Annotated in this window: 18 protein-coding genes, 1 pseudogene and 1 riboswitch; of the genes and pseudogenes, 18 read left to right on the top strand and 1 reads right to left on the bottom strand. The window is 70.7% G+C overall.

All coding sequences use genetic code 11. The features are described 5' to 3' along the window. Positions 1–2: 2 nt before the first annotated feature. Positions 3–2,663, bottom strand: a complete 2,661-nt coding sequence (locus ABD151_RS06510; protein ID WP_343992517.1) for an FAD/NAD(P)-binding protein — start codon at positions 2,661–2,663, stop codon at positions 3–5. Between the two features lie 170 nt (positions 2,664–2,833). Between ABD151_RS06510 and ABD151_RS06505 the strand changes: the two genes are divergently transcribed. The 18 genes and pseudogenes from ABD151_RS06505 to ABD151_RS06425 form a co-directional block, all read left to right on the top strand. Then, the gene (locus ABD151_RS06505; protein WP_343992515.1) at positions 2,834–3,709 is read left to right on the top strand and encodes a bile acid:sodium symporter family protein; all 876 of its coding nucleotides are present in this window, start codon (positions 2,834–2,836) and stop codon (positions 3,707–3,709) included. Between the two features lie 44 nt (positions 3,710–3,753). Beyond that, positions 3,754–4,359 (top strand): phosphoribosylanthranilate isomerase, encoded by a 606-nt coding sequence (locus ABD151_RS06500; RefSeq protein WP_343992513.1) that lies wholly within the window; start codon positions 3,754–3,756, stop codon positions 4,357–4,359. Beyond that, positions 4,359–5,111, top strand: coding sequence for a helical backbone metal receptor (locus ABD151_RS06495; protein WP_343992511.1), 753 nt, complete (start codon positions 4,359–4,361; stop codon positions 5,109–5,111). Before ABD151_RS06500 ends, ABD151_RS06495 begins: the two co-directional genes overlap by 1 nt. Before the next feature lie 114 nt (positions 5,112–5,225). After that, on the top strand, positions 5,226–8,471 hold the full coding sequence (gene icmF / locus ABD151_RS06490; protein WP_343992509.1) for a fused isobutyryl-CoA mutase/GTPase IcmF: 3,246 nt from the start codon (positions 5,226–5,228) through the stop codon (positions 8,469–8,471). Between the two features lie 203 nt (positions 8,472–8,674). Further along, positions 8,675–10,039, top strand: coding sequence for a hemolysin family protein (locus ABD151_RS06485; RefSeq protein ID WP_343992507.1), 1,365 nt, complete (start codon positions 8,675–8,677; stop codon positions 10,037–10,039). Then, entirely contained in the window at positions 10,032–11,078 is a 1,047-nt protein-coding gene (locus tag ABD151_RS06480; protein WP_343992505.1) for a hemolysin family protein, read from the top strand. Before ABD151_RS06485 ends, ABD151_RS06480 begins: the two co-directional genes overlap by 8 nt. A gap of 15 nt (positions 11,079–11,093) precedes the next feature. Next, positions 11,094–11,729 carry a cardiolipin synthase ClsA gene (clsA, locus tag ABD151_RS06475; protein ID WP_415629889.1) on the top strand — a complete coding sequence of 212 codons (636 nt, stop codon included), beginning with the start codon at positions 11,094–11,096 and terminating at the stop codon, positions 11,727–11,729. Then, positions 11,719–12,552, top strand: coding sequence for a DUF881 domain-containing protein (locus ABD151_RS06470; protein ID WP_343992501.1), 834 nt, complete (start codon positions 11,719–11,721; stop codon positions 12,550–12,552). Before clsA ends, ABD151_RS06470 begins: the two co-directional genes overlap by 11 nt. Then, on the top strand, positions 12,549–12,881 hold the full coding sequence (locus ABD151_RS06465; protein WP_343992499.1) for a small basic family protein: 333 nt from the start codon (positions 12,549–12,551) through the stop codon (positions 12,879–12,881). The genes ABD151_RS06470 and ABD151_RS06465 overlap by 4 nt, the downstream gene beginning before the upstream one ends. Further along, positions 12,874–13,668 (top strand): DUF881 domain-containing protein, encoded by a 795-nt coding sequence (locus ABD151_RS06460; RefSeq protein WP_343992497.1) that lies wholly within the window; start codon positions 12,874–12,876, stop codon positions 13,666–13,668. Before ABD151_RS06465 ends, ABD151_RS06460 begins: the two co-directional genes overlap by 8 nt. A gap of 41 nt (positions 13,669–13,709) precedes the next feature. Further along, complete coding sequence (gcvH, locus tag ABD151_RS06455; RefSeq protein WP_343992495.1) at positions 13,710–14,096, top strand: glycine cleavage system protein GcvH; 387 nt, start codon at positions 13,710–13,712, stop codon at positions 14,094–14,096. Between the two features lie 65 nt (positions 14,097–14,161). Beyond that, positions 14,162–14,233 (top strand): annotated as a pseudogene (locus tag ABD151_RS21935) (zinc-ribbon domain-containing protein); the annotation flags it as partial. A gap of 81 nt (positions 14,234–14,314) precedes the next feature. After that, positions 14,315–14,692 (top strand): FHA domain-containing protein, encoded by a 378-nt coding sequence (locus ABD151_RS06450; protein WP_425571872.1) that lies wholly within the window; start codon positions 14,315–14,317, stop codon positions 14,690–14,692. Beyond that, a complete protein-coding gene (gene ftsR / locus ABD151_RS06445) occupies positions 14,685–15,422 on the top strand; it encodes a transcriptional regulator FtsR (RefSeq protein ID WP_343992491.1) in 738 nt (245 codons plus the stop codon). The genes ABD151_RS06450 and ftsR overlap by 8 nt, the downstream gene beginning before the upstream one ends. Positions 15,423–15,457: 35 nt before the next feature. Next, positions 15,458–15,925: a bifunctional nuclease family protein gene (locus ABD151_RS06440; RefSeq protein WP_343992489.1), complete on the top strand. Its 468-nt coding sequence runs from the start codon at positions 15,458–15,460 to the stop codon at positions 15,923–15,925. 193 nt (positions 15,926–16,118) lie between these two features. Beyond that, positions 16,119–16,715 (top strand): MerR family transcriptional regulator, encoded by a 597-nt coding sequence (locus tag ABD151_RS06435; protein ID WP_415629866.1) that lies wholly within the window; start codon positions 16,119–16,121, stop codon positions 16,713–16,715. Positions 16,716–16,811: 96 nt separating this feature from the next. Then, a riboswitch (glycine riboswitch) is annotated at positions 16,812–16,912 on the top strand. A 169-nt stretch (positions 16,913–17,081) separates the two neighbouring features. Next, entirely contained in the window at positions 17,082–19,865 is a 2,784-nt protein-coding gene (gcvP, locus tag ABD151_RS06430; protein ID WP_415629888.1) for an aminomethyl-transferring glycine dehydrogenase, read from the top strand. Further along, on the top strand, positions 19,862–20,777 hold a 916-nt coding region (locus tag ABD151_RS06425), incomplete at its 3' end, for a serine hydrolase domain-containing protein (RefSeq protein WP_343992483.1). The genes gcvP and ABD151_RS06425, both read left to right, overlap by 4 nt.

The raw sequence follows: 20,777 nt of genomic DNA, 5'->3' as shown, positions 1-20,777 counted from the left end.
GATCACTCGATCACGCTGACGCCGAGGGCCTCGCGGCGTCGCCGGTCCAGGACCGAGGGCCGCCGGCAGAGCCGCGCATCCAGCAGCGCTGCCGCCTCCGCGGACCGGCCCGACGCGGCCAGCGAGGTGATCAGGGTGTCCTCCAGCACCTCGCGCTGGGCCGCGCTGCCGCCCAGCGCGCTGGCCCGGGAGACCACCGGCGTGAGGATGGCGACCGCTGCGGCGTGATCCTCGGCGAGCACCGAGGCGAGGCCGTCGCACAGCGGGGTGACCAGGTCCCGGATCACCGGATCGCTGTGCGCGTGGGAGAAGTCGCGCAGCGCGGCGAGCCGGCGCTCGTCGTTGGCAGCGGCCAGGGAGAGCGCCGAGTGCAGTGCCGCGAACGGGGTCGCCGGCTGGTTGAGCCGGGGCGCGTCGACGGCGGCCAGCACCCGTTCGGCCGCGGCGTCGTCCTGCCAGCATCCGGTGACCCGCGCCCGCCACAACAGGGCACCGGCGTCAACCAGCGCGCGAGGTCCGTCCACGGTCGGCGGCGCGAGCTCGTGCGCGTAGCGGCGCTGGGCTGCGGCCAGGTCGCCGGACATCAGCTCGTGCAGCACCGCGTGCCAGGAGAAGTGCGAGCGGTGGTTGGCGCCCGGGCCGTGCTCGACGATCCAGCGATCCAGCCAGCTCAGGCCCTCGTCGTGGCGACCGGTCTCGTAGAAGACGTGCGCACGGGCGTGGACGGCGTGCCCCGAGGCGGGCTCCACGGAGAGGGCGTAGGCGGTGAGCTCGTCGGCCTCCTTCCACCGCTGCTGGTCCTGGCGGACGAACGCGAGCTGGCCGGCGTACCACCAGTCGTCGCCGTAGGCCTTGCCCAGGCCCTCCACCAGGTCCGCCGTCTGCGGGCCGGAGGTGAGCCCGCCGAAGGCGACGGTGGGCACCGCGACGCTGACCGCGAGGGCGTCGCGCGGGTAGAGCCGGATGTGGCGCAGGAGGGCCGCGGCGCCGGTGGCCTCGTCGGTGCGCAGCCGGGTGGTGACGGCGTCGAGGAAGCTGCTCTCGCGCTCGTCGAGGTGGCGGTCCCCGGCCACGGCATGGGCGCGGGCCAGATGCTGGCGCCAGCCCGTGGTGTTGCCCCATTCGTGGCCGAGCAGCGCGAGCGCGGCGTGACCCTGGGCGAACGCCGGGTCGAGGGTGACCGCCTGGGTCAGCTTCTCCTCGGTGCCCTCCTGCAGGCGCAGCAGCGAGCCGAGCGCCTCGTCGTAGATGGCGGCCACCTCGCTGCTGGTGCTCAGCGCCTGGTCGTAGCGGTCGGTGGGCCGCTGCCTGGTCTCGCCGTGCAGCGCGCGGACCACGGCGGAGGCGACGTTGTAGGCCTGCACCCGGATCTCGGGCATCGCGGTCGACTCGTAGAGGTTGCCGCGGCGCAGTGAGCCGAGCGCGAAGAGGGTGGCGCCGGCCAGGGTGCCGACGACCCGGCCCAGGCCGGCGGTGTCGATGCCCATCCCGGCCGGCCCGGGACGCACCACGCCGCTCTGGGCGAGGGTGGCCAGCAGCGGGTCGGCGGATGGCGAGCTCAGCGGGCCGGTGCAGTTGACGACCGCAGCCACCTCGAGGGCGGCGCCGTCGGTGAGCCGCACCCGGACGCCGTCGGCGGTGGTCTCGGCGTCGATCACCTGACCCTGGTGCTCGCGCCAGCGGCCGGAGTCGCGCAGCCGGTCCAGGCGCCGTGCGGTGATCGGGGGCATCCGGTGCCGGTGGATCTCCCACAGCCGGGCGTCGTGGCGCAGGAACTCGACCCGGTCGTCGTCGCTGAGGCCGCGCCACAGCTGCTGGGTGACCGGGCGCAGGCCGTCGATCGCGGCGCGCCAGTCACCGGTCTCGTTGATGGTGCGCGAGACGTGCTCGTCGACGACGCGGCGCAGGCTCTCCAGGTCGCCGATCCGGGTGATGCCCGGTGGCGGCGGAACCGGCGGGGTGGTGGGCAGCACGTGGCGGGCCGGCACCAGGGCGTGCCGCGAGACGGTGTGCACCCTCCGGCCGGGACGGTCGGCGGAGAGCGCGACGTCGACCATGGTCAGGCCGGTGCCGACCAGGAGGATGTCGCCGGTGTCGGGGATCGTCTCCCCGAGCGGAGCCGTCCACGGGTCGGCGATCAGCCGTCCGCTGTCGATCAGGCTCTGCGGAGCCCAGTGCGCGGCGGGCTTGGCGCTGGTCGCCAGCACCACGGCGCGGGCGTTGATCTGCTCGCCGGAGGCGAGGTGCACCACGCTCATCCGCCCGTCGGAGGTGAGGTCGGTGACGGTGTCATGACGCCGGATCAGCCGGGCGCTGCCGGGGAACTCGGTGGCGGTGGTGAGCAGGTGGTTGAGGTAGTCGCCGTAGACCCTGCGCGGCACGAAGTCCTGGGGCTGCGCCTCACGGTCGTGGTGGGCGCGCACGTAGCGGAAGAAGTGGTCGGGGTCGAGGGGGAAGGCGCTCATGCCGCTCGCCGGCACGTTCAGCAGGTGCCGGTCGTCATCGGTGGAGTAGGCGGGGCCGCGGCCGGTGAGGGGTGAGGGGTCGACCAGCTCCACCTGGAACCGGCTGGAGAGATGGGTGATCAGATGGATCGCGGTCAGAGTGCCGGCGGCACCTGCTCCGATCACGACCGCACATCGGTCGCCTTCACGTCCGGACACAACGCCTCCTAAGTCACGCAAACAACTCGGATTTGTAGGTTATCAACACCTCGGGCGTCTCGTGCCACCGACATCCCGGAGCGCCCTCCTGCGCTCCTTCCATGGATGCACCCGGAGCGTCCGCTGTCAACGGGTGAGTTTTCCGGCCAGGGATGGTTGGATCACGCGTCATGCAGGACTCCGCGCTGATCACCGTCGGGCTGCCGATCGCCCTTGCCATCATCATGTTCGGACTGGGGCTCTCGTTGACCCTGGGCGACTTCGCCCGGGTCGCGCGTGAGCCCAAGGCCGTCGTCGCCGCGCTGGTCGTCCAGGTCCTGGTGCTGCCGCTGATCGCCTTCGGGCTGGTCAAGGCCTTCGACCTGCCACCGCTGCTCGCGGTCGGCGTGATGCTCCTGGTCGCCTCTCCGGGTGGGACGACCGCGAACCTGCTCAGTCATCTGTTCCATGGCGACGTCGCCCTCAACATCTCGCTGACGGCGGTCAACTCCGTGCTCGCCGCGGTCACCATTCCGATCGTGGTGAACCTGTCCATCGACAGCTTCGGCGCCGAGGGCGAGCTCGGCCTGCAGTACGCCAAGGTGCTGCAGGTGATCGCCATCGTGCTGGTGCCGGTCGCGATCGGGATGGCGGTGCGGGCGCGCAACCAGGCCTTCGCGGTCGCCGCAGACCGCCCGGTGCGGATCTTCTCGATCACCGTGCTGGCCCTGGTGGCGATCGGCGCCATCATCGGCGAGCGGGAGAACGTCGTCGACTACTTCGCCGACATCGGCGTCGTGGTCGTCCTGATCTGCCTGCTCAGCCTCTCGCTCGGCTACCTGGTGGCGGTCCTGCTGCGGCTCGGCCGGGCGCAGGCGGTCGCCTGCTCGATGGAGGTCGGCATCCACAACACCACGATCGCGCTCGCGATCGCGTTGAGCGTCCTCGACAACTCCACGGTCGCCGTGCCGGCAGCGGTCTACTCGATCGTGATGTACGTGATCGCGCCCGCCTTCGGCTGGATGGTCTCGCGCCGTGCCGTGGAGCGGGAGCCGGTTGCCGGCTGATCCTCCGCGGGCGGCGAGTAGGTCCGAGGTGCGAGAATCGCCGTGTGTACCTGAAGATCTGTGGCCTGCGCACTGCTGAGCACATCGAGGTCGCGCTGGCCTCGGGTGCCGACGCGATCGGGTTCGTGATGAACCGGACCAGCTCGCGGCGGGTGGACGTCGATCAGGCGCGACGTCTGGTCGCGGTGGTCGCCGGGCGCGCCGACACGGTGCTGGTGGTCAACGACATGCCGGCCGACGAGGCGGCGCGGATCGCCCAGCAGGTCGGCATCGACGTCGTCCAGCTGCACGGCCCGCGCTACGACGCCGCCGCCTTCGCCGACGCCCTGGCGATCGTGCCCCGGGTCTGGCGGGCCACCTCGCTGGCCGACGACCCCGACCTCAGCGTCGGCGCCTTCGGTGAGGAGGTGCTGCTGCTGGACGCACCCAAGCCCGGCTCGGGGGAGACCTGGGACCTGAGCGCCCTCGTCGAGCGCGCCCCGGCCGGCAAGTGGCTGCTGGCCGGTGGCCTCAACCCGGACAACGTCGCCGAGGCGATCGCCACCGCGAAGCCGTGGGGCGTCGACGTCTCCAGTGGCGTCGAGAGCGCTCCGGGGGAGAAGGACTCCTTCCGGATCGCGGCCTTCGCGGCGGCGGCGCGGGACGCCTGATGCACGACGACCTGGGCCACGAGGTCGAGCTGGGCGAGGCGCGCCGCATCGTCTCGCTGGTGCCCTCGCTGACCGAGGCGATCGCGGCCACCGCCCCGGGGCTGCTGGTCGGTGCCACGGACTGGTGCACGCATCCCGCCGGGCTGGATGTGGCCCGGGTGCGCGGCACCAAGAACCCGAACCTGAACGCGATCGCCGACCTGGCGCCCGACCTGGTGATCGCCAACCAGGAGGAGAACCGTGAGCTCGACGTGCGTCGGCTGCGGGAGCGGGGGATCGAGGTCTGGGTGACCAGGATCGAGACCGTCGGCGAGTCGATCGGCTCGATGGCGCGACTCTTCGAGGCGCTCGGGCTCGCTGAGCCGGAGTGGCTGGCGCATGCCCGGGAGGTCTGGGCGGCGCCCGGTGAGACCTGGGCCCGGGCGGCGGTGCCGATCTGGCGCGACCCGTGGATGGTGGTCGGCCGCGACACCTTCACCGGCGACCTGCTGTCCCGGCTCGGCGTCGAGAACGCCTTCGGTGACGCCGAGGAGCGCTACCCGAGCGTCGACGTCGCGGCGATCGAGGCGGCGGGCGTCGACCTGGTGATCCTGCCCGATGAGCCGTACGTCTTCTCCGCCGAGGACGGCCCCGAGGCCTTCGCGACGCCCACGGCCCTGGTCGAAGGGCGGCTGCTGACCTGGTACGGCCCCTCGCTGGTGACCGCGCGCGCCACCCTCGAGGCGCAGCTGCGGACCGCTCTCGGGCGCTGATCCGGAGCGCTCCCGCGCAGGCCGTGGTGATCGCCGTCACCCTGTGTTGCCGCAAATTGCTTGGACGTCCTACTATTTAGTTGGAAGTCCTACTAGTTGAATGCGGAGCGCCCTGTGAGCACCAACGCCTTGCACCAGCCGAAGCACCCGGTTCGGTTCGTCACCGCCTCGAGCCTCTTCGATGGCCACGACGCGTCGATCAACATCATGCGGCGCATCCTGCAGTCGCAGGGCGCCGAGGTGATCCACCTCGGACACAACCGCTCGGTCCAGGAGGTCGTCGAGGCCGCGATCGAGGAGGACGTGCAGGGTGTCGCGGTCTCGTCCTACCAGGGCGGCCACGTCGAGTACTTCGAGTACCTGGTGCAGTCGCTGGCCGAGCGCGGCGCCGGCCACATCAAGGTCTACGGCGGTGGCGGCGGCGTGATCGTCCCCGAGGAGATCGCCCGCCTGCGCAAGAGCGGCGTCACCATCTTCTCGCCCGAGGACGGTCAGCGACTCGGCCTGGTCGGCATGATCAACTCGATGATCGAGGCCTGCGACGTCGACCTGTGGCAGGACAGCCAGGTCAGCGCCGAGGCCGTGCTCACCGGCGACCGCTTCTCGGTCGCCCGCGCCATCACCGGCGCCGAGCTCGGCGAGCTCCCGGCCGACTTCCTCGACGCCATCAACGCCGCCGCGGCCGGCCGCGTGGTGCCGGTGCTCGGCATCACCGGCACCGGAGGCTCCGGCAAGTCCAGCCTGACCGACGAGCTGGTGCGCCGCTTCCGCACCGACCAGCAGGACAAGATCAAGATCGCCGTGATCGCCGTCGACCCGACCCGTCGTCGTGGCGGCGGTGCGCTGCTCGGCGACCGGATCCGGATGAACGCCCTGCACAACCCGCACGGCGAGACCCCGGTCTTCTTCCGCTCGCTCGCGACCCGCGGCAGCCACGAGGTGCCCGAGGGCCTGACCGACGTGATCAGCGTCGTCAAGGCCGCCGGCTACGACCTGGTGATCGTGGAGACCCCCGGCATCGGCCAGGGTGACGCCGGCATCCTGCCCTTCGTGGATCACTCCATGTACGTGATGACGCCGGAGTTCGGCGCTGCCTCGCAGCTGGAGAAGATCGACATGCTCGACTTCGCGGACACCGTGGCGATCAACAAGTTCGAGCGGCGTGGTGCCAAGGATGCCCTGCGCGACGTCGGCCGTCAGCTGGTCCGCAACCGCGAGGCGTTCGGCCAGGGCCCCGAGGCGATGCCGGTCTACGGCACGTCCGCCGCGACCTTCAACGACGACGGCGTCACCGCCCTCTACCAGCACCTGCGCGACGCCCTGGTCGAGCACGGGCTGACCGTCTCCGAGGGCACGCTCGCCCCGGTCGCCGTCAAGCACTCCTCGGGCATCGCCCAGGTGGTCCCCACCAGCCGGGTGCGCTACCTGGCCGAGATCGCGGACTCGGTGCGCGAGTACCACGCCGAGACCGAGACCCTGATCGACTCGGTGCGCAAGGTGCAGCGTCTCGAGGAGGTCACCGCCGACCTCGCCGCCGCCGAGATCGAGGGTGGTGGCGTGCCGGCCCTGCTGGAGGCCGCCCGCAAGCAGGTGCCGCACGAGGTCGCGGACCAGATCGACGGCTGGGCCGACGTCGTGGAGTCCTACTCCGGCGACGAGCAGGTGGTGAAGGTCCGCGACAAGGAGATCGTCACCACGCTCACCAAGGAGTCGCTGTCGGGAACCAAGGTTCCCCGGGTGGCGCTGCCGCGCTTCACCGACCGCGGCGAGCTGGTCCGCTACTGGCGCAAGGAGAACCTGCCCGGCTACTTCCCGTTCACCGCGGGTGTCTTCCCGTTCAAGCGTGACGGCGAGGACCCGGCCCGGATGTTCGCCGGTGAGGGCGACCCGGCGCGTACCAACCGTCGCTTCAAGATCCTCTCGCAGGAGGGCGAGGCGACCCGCCTGTCCACCGCGTTCGACTCCGTCACCCTCTACGGTCGCGACCCCGACCCGCGCCCCGACGTCTACGGCAAGGTCGGCACCTCCGGCGTCTCGGTGGCCACCCTCGACGACATGAAGGTGCTCTACGACGGCTTCGACCTGGTCTCGCCGACGACCAGCGTCTCGATGACCATCAACGGCCCGGCGCCGACCGTGCTGGCCTTCTTCCTCAACACCGCCATCGACCAGCAGGTCGACGCGTTCCGGGCGAAGGAGGGCCGCGAGCCGTCGGCCGAGGAGCGCGCGCAGCTCGCCGCCTACGCGGTGGCCAACGTGCGCGGCACCGTGCAGGCCGACATCCTCAAGGAGGACCAGGGCCAGAACACCTGCCTGTTCTCCACCGAGTTCAGCCTGCGGATGATGGCCGACATCCAGGAGTGGTTCATCCAGCACCAGGTCCGCAACTTCTACTCGGTCTCGATCTCGGGCTACCACATCGCCGAGGCCGGAGCGAACCCGATCAGCCAGCTCGCCTTCACCCTGGCCAACGGCTTCACCTACGTCGAGGCGTACCTCGCCCGCGGCATGAAGATCGACGACTTCGCGCCCAACCTCTCGTTCTTCTTCTCCAACGGCATGGACCCGGAGTACTCGGTGATCGGTCGGGTGGCACGCCGGATCTGGGCGGTGGCGATGAAGGAGAAGTACGGCGCCGGCGAGCGCTCGCAGAAGCTCAAGTACCACGTCCAGACGTCGGGGCGCTCGCTGCACGCGCAGGAGATGAACTTCAACGACATCCGGACCACGCTGCAGGCCCTGATCGCGATCTACGACAACGCCAACAGCCTGCACACCAACGCCTACGACGAGGCGGTCACCACGCCCACCGAGGAGTCGGTGCGCCGGGCGCTGGCGATCCAGCTGATCATCAACCGCGAGTGGGGGCTGGCGATGAACGAGAACCCGCTCCAGGGCTCGTACATCATCGACGAGCTGACCGACCTGGTGGAGCAGGCCGTGCTGGCCGAGTTCGACCGGATCAGCGAGCGCGGCGGCGTCCTCGGCGCGATGGAGACCGGCTACCAGCGTGGCCGGATCCAGGACGAGTCGATGCTCTACGAGCACAAGAAGCACGACGGCTCGCTGCCGATCGTCGGCGTGAACACCTTCCGCAACCCGCACGAGGACACCGAGGAGCACACGGTCGAGCTGGCCCGTGCGACCGAGGCCGAGAAGGAGTCGCAGCTGGCGCGGGTCCGCGCCTACCAGCAGACCCACCGCAGCGAGGCCGACGCCGCGATCGCCCGGCTCAAGGCGGCCGCCGTCAACGGCGAGAACGTCTTCGCCGTGCTGATGGACGCCGCTCGGGTCTGCTCGCTGCAGCAGGTCACCGAGGCCTTCTTCGAGGTCGGCGGCCAGTACCGCCGCAACGTCTGACGCCGTCAACCCCCGCTCAATGTGACCTCAGCGCCCAAAACTCACCGAGTTGCGGGCGCTGAGGTCACATTGAGGGTTGTGCCGGGGTTTCGCTAGGCTTGCTGGGCACGACGCACCGCAACTCCACAGAAAGCAGCCTGACCCACCCTCATGGACGGTTCTCAAAGTCCCTTGCTCGTTGATCCCGAAATCGGGGGAGAGCGTTGCTGACCGAATGGATCCTGCTCGGCGTGGCCGTGCTGCTGGTCATTGCGTGTGGCGTCTTCGTCGCCGCCGAGTTCGCCTTCGTCACCGTCGACCGCAGCGCGGTGGACACTGCCGCTGCCGCCGGTGACGCCGGGGCAGTGGGCGTGCAGAAGGCGCTGCGCCACCTCTCCACCCAGCTCTCCGGTGCCCAGGTCGGGATCACCGTGACCAACCTGGCGATCGGCTTCCTGGCCGAGCCCGCGCTGGCCCGGCTGCTCGACCCGCCGCTGACCGCGCTGGGGGTGCCCGACAGCGCCGTCTCGCCGACCGCACTGGGTCTCGCCCTGGCGCTGAGCACCGCAGGCACGATGATCTTCGGTGAGCTGGTGCCCAAGAACCTGGCGATCGCGATGCCGCTCGCCACGGCGAAGGCCACCCAGCACCTGATGCGTGGCTTCACCGCGATCAACGCGGTCCCGATCCGCTTCCTCAACTCCTCGGCGAACTCGCTGGTGCGCCGCCTGGGCGTGGAGCCCCAGGAGGAGCTGCGCTCGGCACGCAGCTCCAGTGAGCTCGCCTCGCTGATCGCCCGCTCGGCCGACGAGGGCACGCTCGACGCGGACACCGCCGAGCTGATGGAGCGCTCGGTGGAGTTCTCCACCCGCACCGCCGCCGAGATCATGACGCCGCGGATGCGCACCGTCAGCCTCGACGCCACCGAGCGCGCCAGCGCCGTGATCGAGCTGACCCGCAGCACCGGGCACTCCCGGTTCCCGGTGCTCGACGAGCACGACCTCGTGGTCGGCACCGTGCACGTGAAGCACGCCGTCGCGCTGCCGCTGCACGAGCGGGCCACCACCCGGGTCAAGCACATCATGGTTAAGCCGATCGTGGTGCCGGACTCGATCAAGCTCGACCCGCTGCTCGCCCTGCTGCGTCGCGACGGCTTCCAGCTCGCCGTGGTCCTCGACGAGTACGGCGGCCAGTCCGGCATCGTCACCCTGGAGGACGTCGTCGAGGAGATCGTCGGCGACATCTCCGACGAGCACGACCGGCTCGGCTCGCGGGCCCGGCAGCGCCGCGACGGCAGCTGGTCGCTGTCCGGGCTGCTGCGCCCCGACGAGGTCGAGGACATCACCGGGATCACCCTTCCCGAGAACGAGGACTACGACACCGTGGCCGGGCTCCTGGTCCGCGAGATCGGCAAGATCCCGGTCGCCGGCGACGTCGTCGAGCTGACCCTGGAGTCCACGGTGGGCCGCTCCGACGACGATGCGCCGGACCAGATCGTCACGCTCCGCGTGGAGCACATGGACGCGCTGCGGGTGGACCGGATCAGACTCTCGGTCCGCGACGCCGAGGAGGTGGACGACGATGAGTGACCTCACCGCGGTCGGCATCGCCATCGCCCTGCTGGCCTTCAACGCCTTCTTCGTGGGCGCCGAGTTCGCGCTGGTCTCGGCCCGGCGCACCCAGATCGAGCCCAAGGCCGCCGCGGGCTCCGCGATGGCACAGACCACCCTGCGCGCCATGGAGAACGTCTCCCTGGTGATGGCGGGCGCCCAGCTGGGCATCACCATCTGCTCACTCGGCCTCGGTGCCGTCGGCGAGCCCGCCGTGGCACACCTGTTGGAGCCGCTCTTCGCCAAGGTCGGCGTCCCGCACGACCTGCAGCATCCGATCGCCTTCGTGATCGCGTTGTGCATCGTGGTCTACCTGCACGTGGTGCTCGGCGAGATGGTGCCCAAGAACATCGCGATCGCCGGGCCTGACCGGGCCGCGATCATCCTCGGTCCGCCGATGATGGTGATCGTCACCCTGCTCAAGCCGCTGATCGTCACCCTCAACGCCTTCGCGAACCTGGTGCTGCGCACCATGCGCGTCGAGCCGAAGAACGAGGTCTCCTCGACCTTCACCCGCGAGGAGGTGGCGGCCCTGGTCGAGGAGTCGCGCGGCGAGGGCCTGCTGGCCCAGGGGGAGTACGACCGGCTGGCCGGTGCGCTCGGCTTCACCGAGCGGACCGTCGCCTCGGTGCTGCTGCCGGTCGAGACGATGACCACGCTGCCGCGTGCGTGCACGGCCGCCGACGTCGAGGAGGTCTGCGCGGCGACCGGCTTCTCCCGCTTCCCGGTGCTCGACGACGACGGCGACGCGATCGGCTACCTGCATCTCAAGGACGTCCTGGAGACCGACGTCGCCCGCCGCGAGCGCCGCGTCGACGACAAGTGGTTCCACCCGTTCGCCAACGTGCGGCCCACCGAGATGCTGCACGACGCGCTGGAGACGTTGCAGCGCAAGGGCGCGCACATGGCCCGCGTGGTCACCGACGACGGGCGCACGATCGGCTTCGTCACCCTGGAGGACGTGCTCGAGGAGCTCGTCGGGGAGATCCGCGACGGGGCACACCTCGACGTGCCCTAGGGTTGGTCCCGCCCCATTGTCGGAGTCGGAGATCGGCTGGTTGTAGTGCAGGACGTCGAGCGGACGAGCCCTCGGATCTGGACGGTCCCCAATGCCTTGAGCATGCTCCGGCTGGCCGGGGTGCCGGTCTTCCTGTGGCTGGTGCTGGGCCCCGAGGCCGACGGTTGGGCACTGGCCCTGCTGATGGTCTCCGGCGTCACGGACTGGCTCGATGGCTTCCTGGCCCGCCGGCTCAACCAGTTCTCCCAGCTCGGGCAGGTGCTGGACCCGGTCGCGGACCGGCTCTACATCCTGGCCGTGGTCGTCGGGTTGGCACTGCGTGACGTGATCCCGTGGTGGGTGGCGATCCTGCTGCCGCTGCGCGACCTGCTGCTGTGGGGGCTGGTGCCGTTCCTGCGCACCCGCGGCTACAGCGCGCTGCCGGTGCACTTCCTCGGCAAGGCGGCCACCTTCAACCTGCTCTATGCCTTCCCCCTGCTCCTGCTCGGGGACGGCGACGGCACCATCGCCATGCTGGCCAACGTCTTCGGCTGGGCGTTCGCGTTCTGGGGCATCGGCCTCTACTGGTGGGCCGGCATCCTCTACGCCTGGCAGGTGCGCACCTTGCTGCGCACGACGCCCAGACCCGTGGAGAGTGGCGATGTCAGTTGACCCGCAGGCCCCACTGCTGGCCCGCATCACCAACGCCTCCCTCGACGAGGACTACGAGCACGTCGCGGCGCGACGGGCGCGCCAGGGGCTGCCGAAGCAGGCCGGGGGATCGCACCGCGCAGCCGCGGTCATCGTCGCGCTCTTCGGCCTGCTGATCGTGATCGCCGGTGTGCAGACCTCCCGCGAGGCCGCAGCCACCGAGGACGGCCGCCAGGTGGTGATCCGCCAGATCGGCGTCGCCCGCGAGGACCTCGCCGCCAAGCAGACCCAGGTCGGCGACCTGCGCGAGGGCAACACCCAGCTCGCCGAGGACCTCAAGGCACTGGAGGAGCGCGAGCGCTCGCTGACCCGTGAGGTCGAGGACCTGCGCCTGATCAGCGGCTACGCGGCCGCCCAGGGCGAGGGCGTCGAGGTCACCCTCGACGACTCGGCCGACGGAAGCGGCGACGGCGTGGTGCGCGACGAGGATCTCGCCACCCTGGTCTCGGGGCTGTGGCAGGCGGGTGCCGAGGCGATCGTGATCAACGGGCAGCGGCTCACCGCGGTCACCGGCATCCGCACGGTGAACCAGGCGATCCACGTCAAGACGCACCCGTTGCGCCCGCCGTACCTGATCCAGGCCATCGGCGATCAGGACACCCTGCAGTCCCGGTTCGCGGAGTCGACGATGGGCGCCACGTTCCTCGGACTGCGCAATGCCTTCGACTTCGTCTTCGAGATGCGCAACGATGACTCGCTGGACCTGCCCGGCCGGGCCCGGCCGCAGCTACGGTTCGCGAAGGTGTACGACCCGCAAGTGGAGAACAGGAGAATGGTTCCGTGATCGCCGCACTCGGCCTGCTGGTCGGGATCGTGCTGGGCCTCGTGCTCCAGCCCGACGTCCCGCTCTGGCTCGAGCCCTACCTGCCGATCGCGGTGGTGGCCGCGCTGGACGCCGTCTTCGGTGGTCTCCGCGCCTACCTCGACGGCATCTTCGACGACAAGGTCTTCGTCGTCTCCTTCATCAGCAACGTGGTGATCGCCGCCGCGATCGTCTTCCTGGGCGACAAGCTCGGCGTCGGCGGTCAGCTGGCGACTGCGGTGATCGTGGTGCTCGGCATCCGGATCTTCTCCAACGTGGCAGCGATCAGGCGGCATCTCTTCCATGCCTGATCAGCCCGAGACCCCCGACCCGAGCCAGGAGCAGGCTGCTGCCCCTGACTCCGGCGACGAGACCCGTGGCAGCCGCGAGCGGCTCTGGCGGGCGGCGACCGGTCGCCCCACCCGGGGCCACTGGATCATCGGCCTGGTGCTCGCCGGGGTCGGCTTCGCCGCCATGGTGCAGGTGCAGTCCAACGAGCGCGACGACCAGTACGCCGGGCTGCGCCAGGGCGACCTGGTCCGCGTCTTCGACGGCCTCTCCTCCTCCACCCAGCGCGCCGAGCGCGAGATCGAGCGGCTGCGGGCCGCCCAGCAGGACCTCCAGTCCGACACCAGCCAGCGCCAGGCGGCACTCGAGCAGGCGCAGCAGGACCGGCAGGTCTACGGCATCCTGGCCGGGGTGCTGGGGGCCCAGGGGCCCGGCGTCCGGATCACCATCAGCGACGACGCCGGCGAGGTCCGGGCCAGCCTGCTGCTCGACACCATCCAGGAGCTCCGCGCGGCGGGCGCCGAGGCGATCGAGTTCAACGACCAGGTCCGCTTCGTGGCCCAGAGCGCGGTGGGGGAGACCGCCCAGGGGATCACCATCGACGGCCGGCTGATCGAGGCCCCCTACGAGATCGACGTGATCGGCGATCCGGCCACCCTTGCCGACGCCCTGGTCTTCCCCGACGGCCCCGCCGAGCGGGTGGAGCGAGTGGGCGGAACCTTGGAGTCCGTGCGCTCCGACGACATCGTCATCGAGAGCGTCGTCAGCGACACCGAGACCGACTTCGCCGAGTCCGACGAAGACCAGTAGCCTCCCACCTTGACTGCGATCACCGAACCAGGAGACATGCCGTGAACCCCGAGGACCTCAAGTACACCGTCGAGCACGAGTGGGTGCGCACCCCCGGCGAGAGCCCGGACTCGGTGCGGATCGGGATCACCGACTACGCCCAGGACGCCCTCGGCGACATCGTCTACGTCTCCCTGCCCGAGGTCGGCGAGAGCGTGAGCGCCGGTGCCTCGATCGGCGAGCTGGAGTCCACCAAGTCGGTCAGCGACGTCTACGCGCCGATCAGCGGCGAGATCGTGGCCGCGAACTCCGCGCTGGACGCGACGCCCGAGCTGGTCAACTCCGACCCGTACGGCGAGGGCTGGCTCTTCGAGATCCGCCCGGCCGACGCTGCCGACGTCGACGCGCTGCTCTCCGCAGAGGCGTACCAGGCTTCACTCGACGGCTGATAGGTTGACGACGTAAACCTCGACTTTTTGTTGAGGGTTCACCACGATCCAAGGAGGGGCCGCCCATGCCTTTCTGCACCAACTGCGGCAAGCAGAACCCCGCTGATGCCAGGTTCTGCTCGCAGTGCGGCACGCGACTCGTCGTTGCGGAACCGGCAGGCGCTCCTGCCGAGTCCCCGGTCGAGTCGACGGCGACGATCAGCTTTGGTGCGAGCGGTGTGACGACGGAACCCGACGATCGCGGCGTCGGCGAGGCGGAGAGCTCCGCCGTCGACGCGCTGCCGGAGGGCCACGCCCTGCTGGTGGTGCAGCGCGGTCCCAGCGCCGGGGCCCGGTTCCTGCTCGACACCGACGTGGTGAGCGCCGGCCGGCACCCGGAGAGCGAGATCTTCCTCGACGACGTCACGGTCTCGCGACGTCACGCCGAGTTCAAGCGCACCGGCCTGACCTTCACGGTCAGCGACGTCGGCAGCCTCAACGGCACCTACGTGAACCGCGACCGCATCGACGAGGTGATCCTCGCCGACGGCGACGAGGTGCAGATCGGCAAGTTCCGTCTGGTCTTCTTCACCGGCCGTACGGGACATGGTGGCTGAACCGGGTGCCGCCGCCGCGGGAGCACCCCGCGCGCGGATGAACATCGGGGAGGTGCTCGCGCATCTGCGTGAGGACTTTCCCGGCATCTCCATCTCCAAGATCCGCTTCCTGGAGGCCGAGGGGCTGATCGACCCGGAGCGGACCTCGGCGGGCTACCGCAAGTTCCGGCACGCCGACATCGAGCGGCTGCGCTACATCCTGCGGATGCAGCGCGACCACTACCTGCCGCTGAAGGTGATCGGCGAGCACCTGGATGCGATCGACCGGGGCCTCGAGCCGCCGGCGATCGAGACGGTGGGCCCGGTCGTGCCGCAGGTGGCGCTGGCCGATGACGGCCTGCCCTCGGCCGACTCCTTCCGGCAGCGCTCCGACCTGCGGGTCTCGCGGCGCGAGCTGGTGAAGGTGGTCGGCATCGACGAGGCGCTGCTCGAGCAGCTGGAGTCCTACGGCCTGGTCCGAGCGGACCGCAAGGGACAGTTCGACGCCGACGACCTGGTGATCGCGCGCACCGCCGCGGAGCTGGCCGACTTCGGGCTCGAGCCGCGGCACCTGCGCGCCTTCAAGACCGCCGCCGACCGCGAGGTGGGCCTAGTGGAGCAGGTCGTCTCGCCGTTGCGCAACGGACGCGACGGCGCGGCCAAGGCGCGTGCCGAGGAGACCGCCGCGCAGGTCGCAGCCCTGGCGGTCAAGCTCCATGCCACGTTGGTGAAGGTCGGCCTGAACGACTGACGTGGCGCCGACCACGAAGCGAGTAGGGTAGTCACATGCGTGAGGTCGACGTCGTCGGAGTCCGGGTGGAGATGCCTTCCAACCAGCCGATCGTGCTGTTGCGCGAGGTGGGCGGAGAGCGGTACCTGCCGATCTGGATCGGTGCCGTCGAGGCGACCGCGATCGCCTTCGCCCAGCAGGGCGTCGTCCCGCCGCGTCCGCTCACCCACGATCTGTTGAAGACCGTGATCGAGGAGACCGGCAACTCGTTGCTCGAGGTGCAGATCCTCGAGGTCCGCGAGGGCATCTTCTTCGCGAACCTCGTGCTCTCCTCGGGCGTCGAGGTCAGCGCGCGACCGTCCGACTCGATCGCTCTCGCGCTGCGCACCGGAAGTCGGATCGTGTGCCATGAGGCCGTCCTCGACGAGGCCGGCCTCACCGCACCCGAGGAGCAGGAAGAGGAAGTCGAGAAGTTCCGCGAGTTCCTCGATCACGTCAGTCCCGAGGATTTCGAGAGCACCTGAGCCTGGGGTCACTGTCAAGTTGAGGTTGAGGGTCGCGACACACCGCGTGGTTCGTTGACCGACCCCCATCAGCGGCTTACCTTTGTGGACGTCTCTGTTGTAACTCCAAGCCGTGCTCGCCCCAACGGGTCCGAGTCGGCGTCCTTCCCCCTCGGGAGTTACGCTCAACGGAGTATTGGACCGGAGAGTCAATGTGCGTGTGAACGAGAACGGGTCGCCACAGACCCCAACAGACGAAGTGGCGGTTCAGGCTGCCGAGGAACAGGGTCTGCTGTTCACCGATGACGTCTCGCCGCTGCCCCTCGACGCCGGCTACCGCGGCCCGACCGCGTGCAACGCCGCCGGGATCACCTACCGCCAGCTCGACTACTGGGCCCGTACCGGCCTGATCGAGCCCAGCGTCCGCGGCGCCAGCGGGAGCGGGTCGCAGCGGCTGTACAGCTTCCGCGACATCCTCATCCTCAAGGTGATCAAGCGCCTCCTGGACGCCGGCATCTCCCTGCAGCAGATTCGCACCGCGGTGCAGCATCTGCGCGAGCGAGGTACCGACGACCTGACGCGCGTCACCCTGATGAGCGACGGCGCCTCGGTCTACGAGTGCACCAGCAACGACGAGGTCATCGACCTCCTCCAGGGCGGCCAGGGCGTCTTCGGCATTGCGATCGGTGGTGTCTGGCGCGAGATCGAGGGGTCGCTGGCGGAGCTGCCCAGCGAGCGGGCCGAGGTGACCGACGAGCCCAGCGCCGGCGACGAGCTCGCCGCTCGGCGCGCAGCGCGCTCGGCGGGCTGACACCACGAGACATCGAGCGGGGCCGACAGCATCAGCTGTCGGCCCCGTTTCGCATGCTGGGCCACCGCCGTGGCGGTGGTAGATTCCTCCTGCTGACTATCCCGCACGGGAGAGTCTTCTGGCCCCTTCGGGAGCCAGGAGCGCCGAAGGGGCAACACTCCCCGGAACCTCTCAGGCGCCCGGACCGTGCAGGGCAGGCAACTCTGGAGCCGACGCATCGCGCGCAGGTGACAGAGGGGGAGGCGAACCTGTGTTCCCTAACCCCCGGAGTGACCCGTGTCCGACCAGCTCAGCCTCTCCGCCCTCGACGGCGCCGTCCCCTTCGAGCGGCGCCACATCGGCCCCGATGCCGACGCCGTGGCGACCATGCTCGGCCGGGTCGGCGTCGACTCGCTGTCGAGCCTGATGGCGGCCGCACTGCCGGCCGACATCCGCACCGACCGCGCGCTGGTGCTTCCCGAGGTGGCCAGCGAGCAGCAGGTGGCCGCGGAGCTGCGCGCCCTCGCGGCCCGCAACGAGCCGGGGGAGTCGCTGATCGGCCTCGGCTACCACGCCACGCTGACCCCGCCGGTGATCCGCCGCAACGTGCTCGAGGACCCGAGCTGGTACACCGCCTACACGCCGTACCAGCCCGAGATCAGCCAGGGGCGACTCGAGGCCCTGATCAACTTCCAGACCATGGTCGGCGACCTGACCGGGCTGCCGGTGGCGAACTCGTCGCTGCTCGACGAGGGAACGGCCGCAGCGGAGGCGATGACCCTGGTCCGCCGCGCCAACCGCAAGGCCTCGGGTCCGTTCGTCGTCGACGCCGACGCCCTGCCGCAGACCATCGAGGTGGTGCGCACCCGGGCCGAGGCGATGGGCATCGAGGTGGTCGTCGCCGACCTCACCGCGGGACTGCCCGAGGGCGAGCTGTGCGGTGTGCTCATCCAGTACCCGGGCGCCTCGGGCCGGATCGCCGACCCGCGTGCCGTGATCGAGGCGGCGCACGAGCGCAACGCACTCGCCGTCGTCGCCGCCGACCTGCTCGCGCTGACCCTGCTGGAGGCGCCCGGCACCCTCGGCGCCGACGTCGCGGTGGGCTCCTCGCAGCGCTTCGGCGTCCCGCTGTTCTACGGCGGTCCGCACGCCGGCTACATGTCGGTCAGCAAGGGCCTCGAGCGTCACCTCCCGGGCCGTCTGGTCGGCGTCTCCGTGGACTCCGCCGGGCGCCCTGCCTACCGCCTCGCCCTGCAGACCCGTGAGCAGCACATCCGCCGCGACAAGGCGACCTCGAACATCTGCACCGCCCAGGTGCTGCTCGCGGTTGCTGCCTCGATGTACGCGGTCTACCACGGTCCCGACGGCCTGCGCGCCATCGCCACCCGCACGCACCGCTACGCCACCGTGCTGGCGCACCTGCTGGCCGAGTCCGGCCTGGAGCTGGTGCACCAGAGCTTCTTCGACACGATCCGGGTCCGGGTTCCCGGCCGCGGTGAGGAGGTGCTGGCCGCAGCACGCGAGCGGGGGCTCCATCTGCACCTCGTGGACGCCGGCACCGTCGGCATCTCCACCTCCGAGGTGACCACCCAGGCCACGATCACGGCGCTGCTCGCCGCCTTCGGCGTCGCGACCACCGGACTCGACCTCGACCAGATCTCGGTCGTCGTCGCCGACACGCTGCCCGAGGGCCTGCGCCGCAGCACCGACTACCTCACCCACGAGGTCTTCCACGCGCACCGCAGCGAGACCGCGATGCTGCGCTACCTGCACCGGCTCGCCGGTCGCGACTACGCGCTCGACCGCGGCATGATCCCGCTCGGCTCGTGCACCATGAAGCTGAACGCCACCACCGAGATGGAGCCGATCAGCCTGCCCGGCTTCGCCGACCTGCACCCGTTCGCGCCGGCGGACGCCGCGCTCGGCTACCGCGAGCTGGTCGCCGACCTCGAGGGCTGGCTGGCCGAGGTCACCGGCTACGACCGGGTCTCGATCCAGCCCAACGCCGGCTCCCAGGGCGAGCTCGCCGGCCTGCTCGCGATCCGCGGCTACCACCACGCCAACGGCGACACCCAGCGCGACGTCTGCCTGATCCCGTCGTCCGCGCACGGCACCAATGCGGCCTCCGCGGTGATGGCCGGGATGCGGGTCGTGGTGGTCGCCTCCGCCGAGGACGGCAGCGTCGACCTCGCGGACCTGCGTGCCAAGTGCGAGGAGCACACCGACGCGCTGGCCGCGATCATGGTCACCTACCCCTCGACGCACGGTGCCTACGAGGACACCATCACCGAGCTCTGCGCGCTGGTGCACTCCCACGGCGGTCAGGTCTACGTCGACGGCGCCAACTTCAACGCCCTGCTGGGCCACGCCAAGCCCGGCGAGTTCGGCGGCGACGTCTCGCACCTCAACCTGCACAAGACGTTCTGCATCCCCCACGGCGGCGGTGGCCCGGGCGTCGGTCCGGTCGCGGTCCGCGCGCACCTGGCTCCGTTCCTGCCCTCGCACGGCGCCCACCCCGAGGCCGAGAAGCGGGCCGGCATCGGCCCGATCAGCGCGGCACCCTACGGCTCGGCCGGCATCCTGCCGATCTCCTGGGCCTACGTGCGGCTGATGGGCGGCGCCGGGCTGACCCGCGCCACCGAGGTCGCGGTGCTCGCCGCCAACTACATCGCCGCGCGCCTCGACGAGCACTACCCGGTGCTCTACCGCGGTCACGGCGGCCTGGTGGCCCACGAGTGCATCCTGGACCTGCGCCAGCTCTCCAAGGAGACGGGGGTCAGCGTCGACGACGTCGCCAAGCGGCTGATCGACTACGGCTTCCACGCACCGACCATGTCCTTCCCGGTGGCGGGCACCCTGATGGTGGAGCCCACCGAGTCCGAGGACCTGGCCGAGATCGACCGGTTCTGTGACGCGATGATCGCGATCCGCGGCGAGATCGCGCGGGTCGCGGCAGGGGAGTGGACCCCGGAGAGCTCGCCGCTGCGGGCCGCGCCGCACACCACCCGTGAGCTGGTCGGCGACTGGGACCGCGCCTACTCGCGGGAGACCGGTGTCTTCCCCAGCGGGGTGAGCGTCGACAAGTACTGGCCCCCGGTCGGCCGGATCGACCAGGCCTACGGCGACCGCAACCTGGTCTGCTCCTGCCCGCCGCCCGAGGCCTTCGCGTGATCCAGGGCGTGGAGCCCGGCACCGCGCGCCGGCTGCGTGCGGTGCTGGCCCACGCCCAGTCCCGCGGCCGGGTGCCCTCGGTCGTCGGAGCGCTGGCCCGCGATGGCGGACCGGTGTGGTGCGAGGGGTACGGCGACGTGCCCGGAGATCCCGCCGACGTCCAGTACCGGATCGGCTCGATCACCAAGACCCTGACCGCGGTGCTGGTGCTCCAGCTCGTCGACGAGGAGCAGCTCGGCCTCGACACCCCGATCGGCGACGTTCTCGGTGCGGTTCCCTACGCCGACCGGCGGGTCGGTGACCTGCTCAGCCATCTCTCGGGGATGCAGGCGGAGCCCAGCGGTGCCTGGTGGGAGCGGGCAGGGCGCGGCGACTTCGCTGCGCTGATGGCAGCCGAGGCCGAGCCTGCGGGCGCGGTGCCGGTGGGCAGCCGCTACCACTACACGAACCTCGCCTTCGCGATGCTGGGGGAGGCCGCGGCCCGGCTGCGCGGCACCGACTGGTGGAGCCTGGTCCAGGAGCGCCTGCTCGCGCCACTCGGGATGAGCCGGACCACCTTCTCCCCGCAGCAGCCTGCTGCCCGGGGCTACAGCGTGCACCCCTACCGCGGCGAGCTGCTCCCCGAGCCTGCCTCCGATACCGGTGCGATGGCGCCCGCCGGCCAGCTCTGGAGCACGGCTGCCGACCTGCTCCGTTGGGGCCAGTTCCTGCTCGACGGTCATCACGACGTGCTGGGCAAGCAGGCGCTGGAGGCCGCGTACGTGGTCCGCTCGAGCACCCTGGACGGCGTCGCCAGCGGCGCGCACGGACTGGGCTTCCGGACCTGCCTCTCCGACGTCGGGCCGTTGATCGGCCACGGCGGCTCGATGCCGGGCTTCCTGGCCGGATGCCTGGTCGACCGCGCCCATGGCG

It is taken from the genome of Nocardioides dubius (assembly GCF_039528155.1).
Classification (GTDB): Bacteria; Actinomycetota; Actinomycetes; order Propionibacteriales; family Nocardioidaceae; genus Nocardioides; species Nocardioides dubius.
This window is presented reverse-complemented; position numbering and strand designations above follow the sequence as displayed.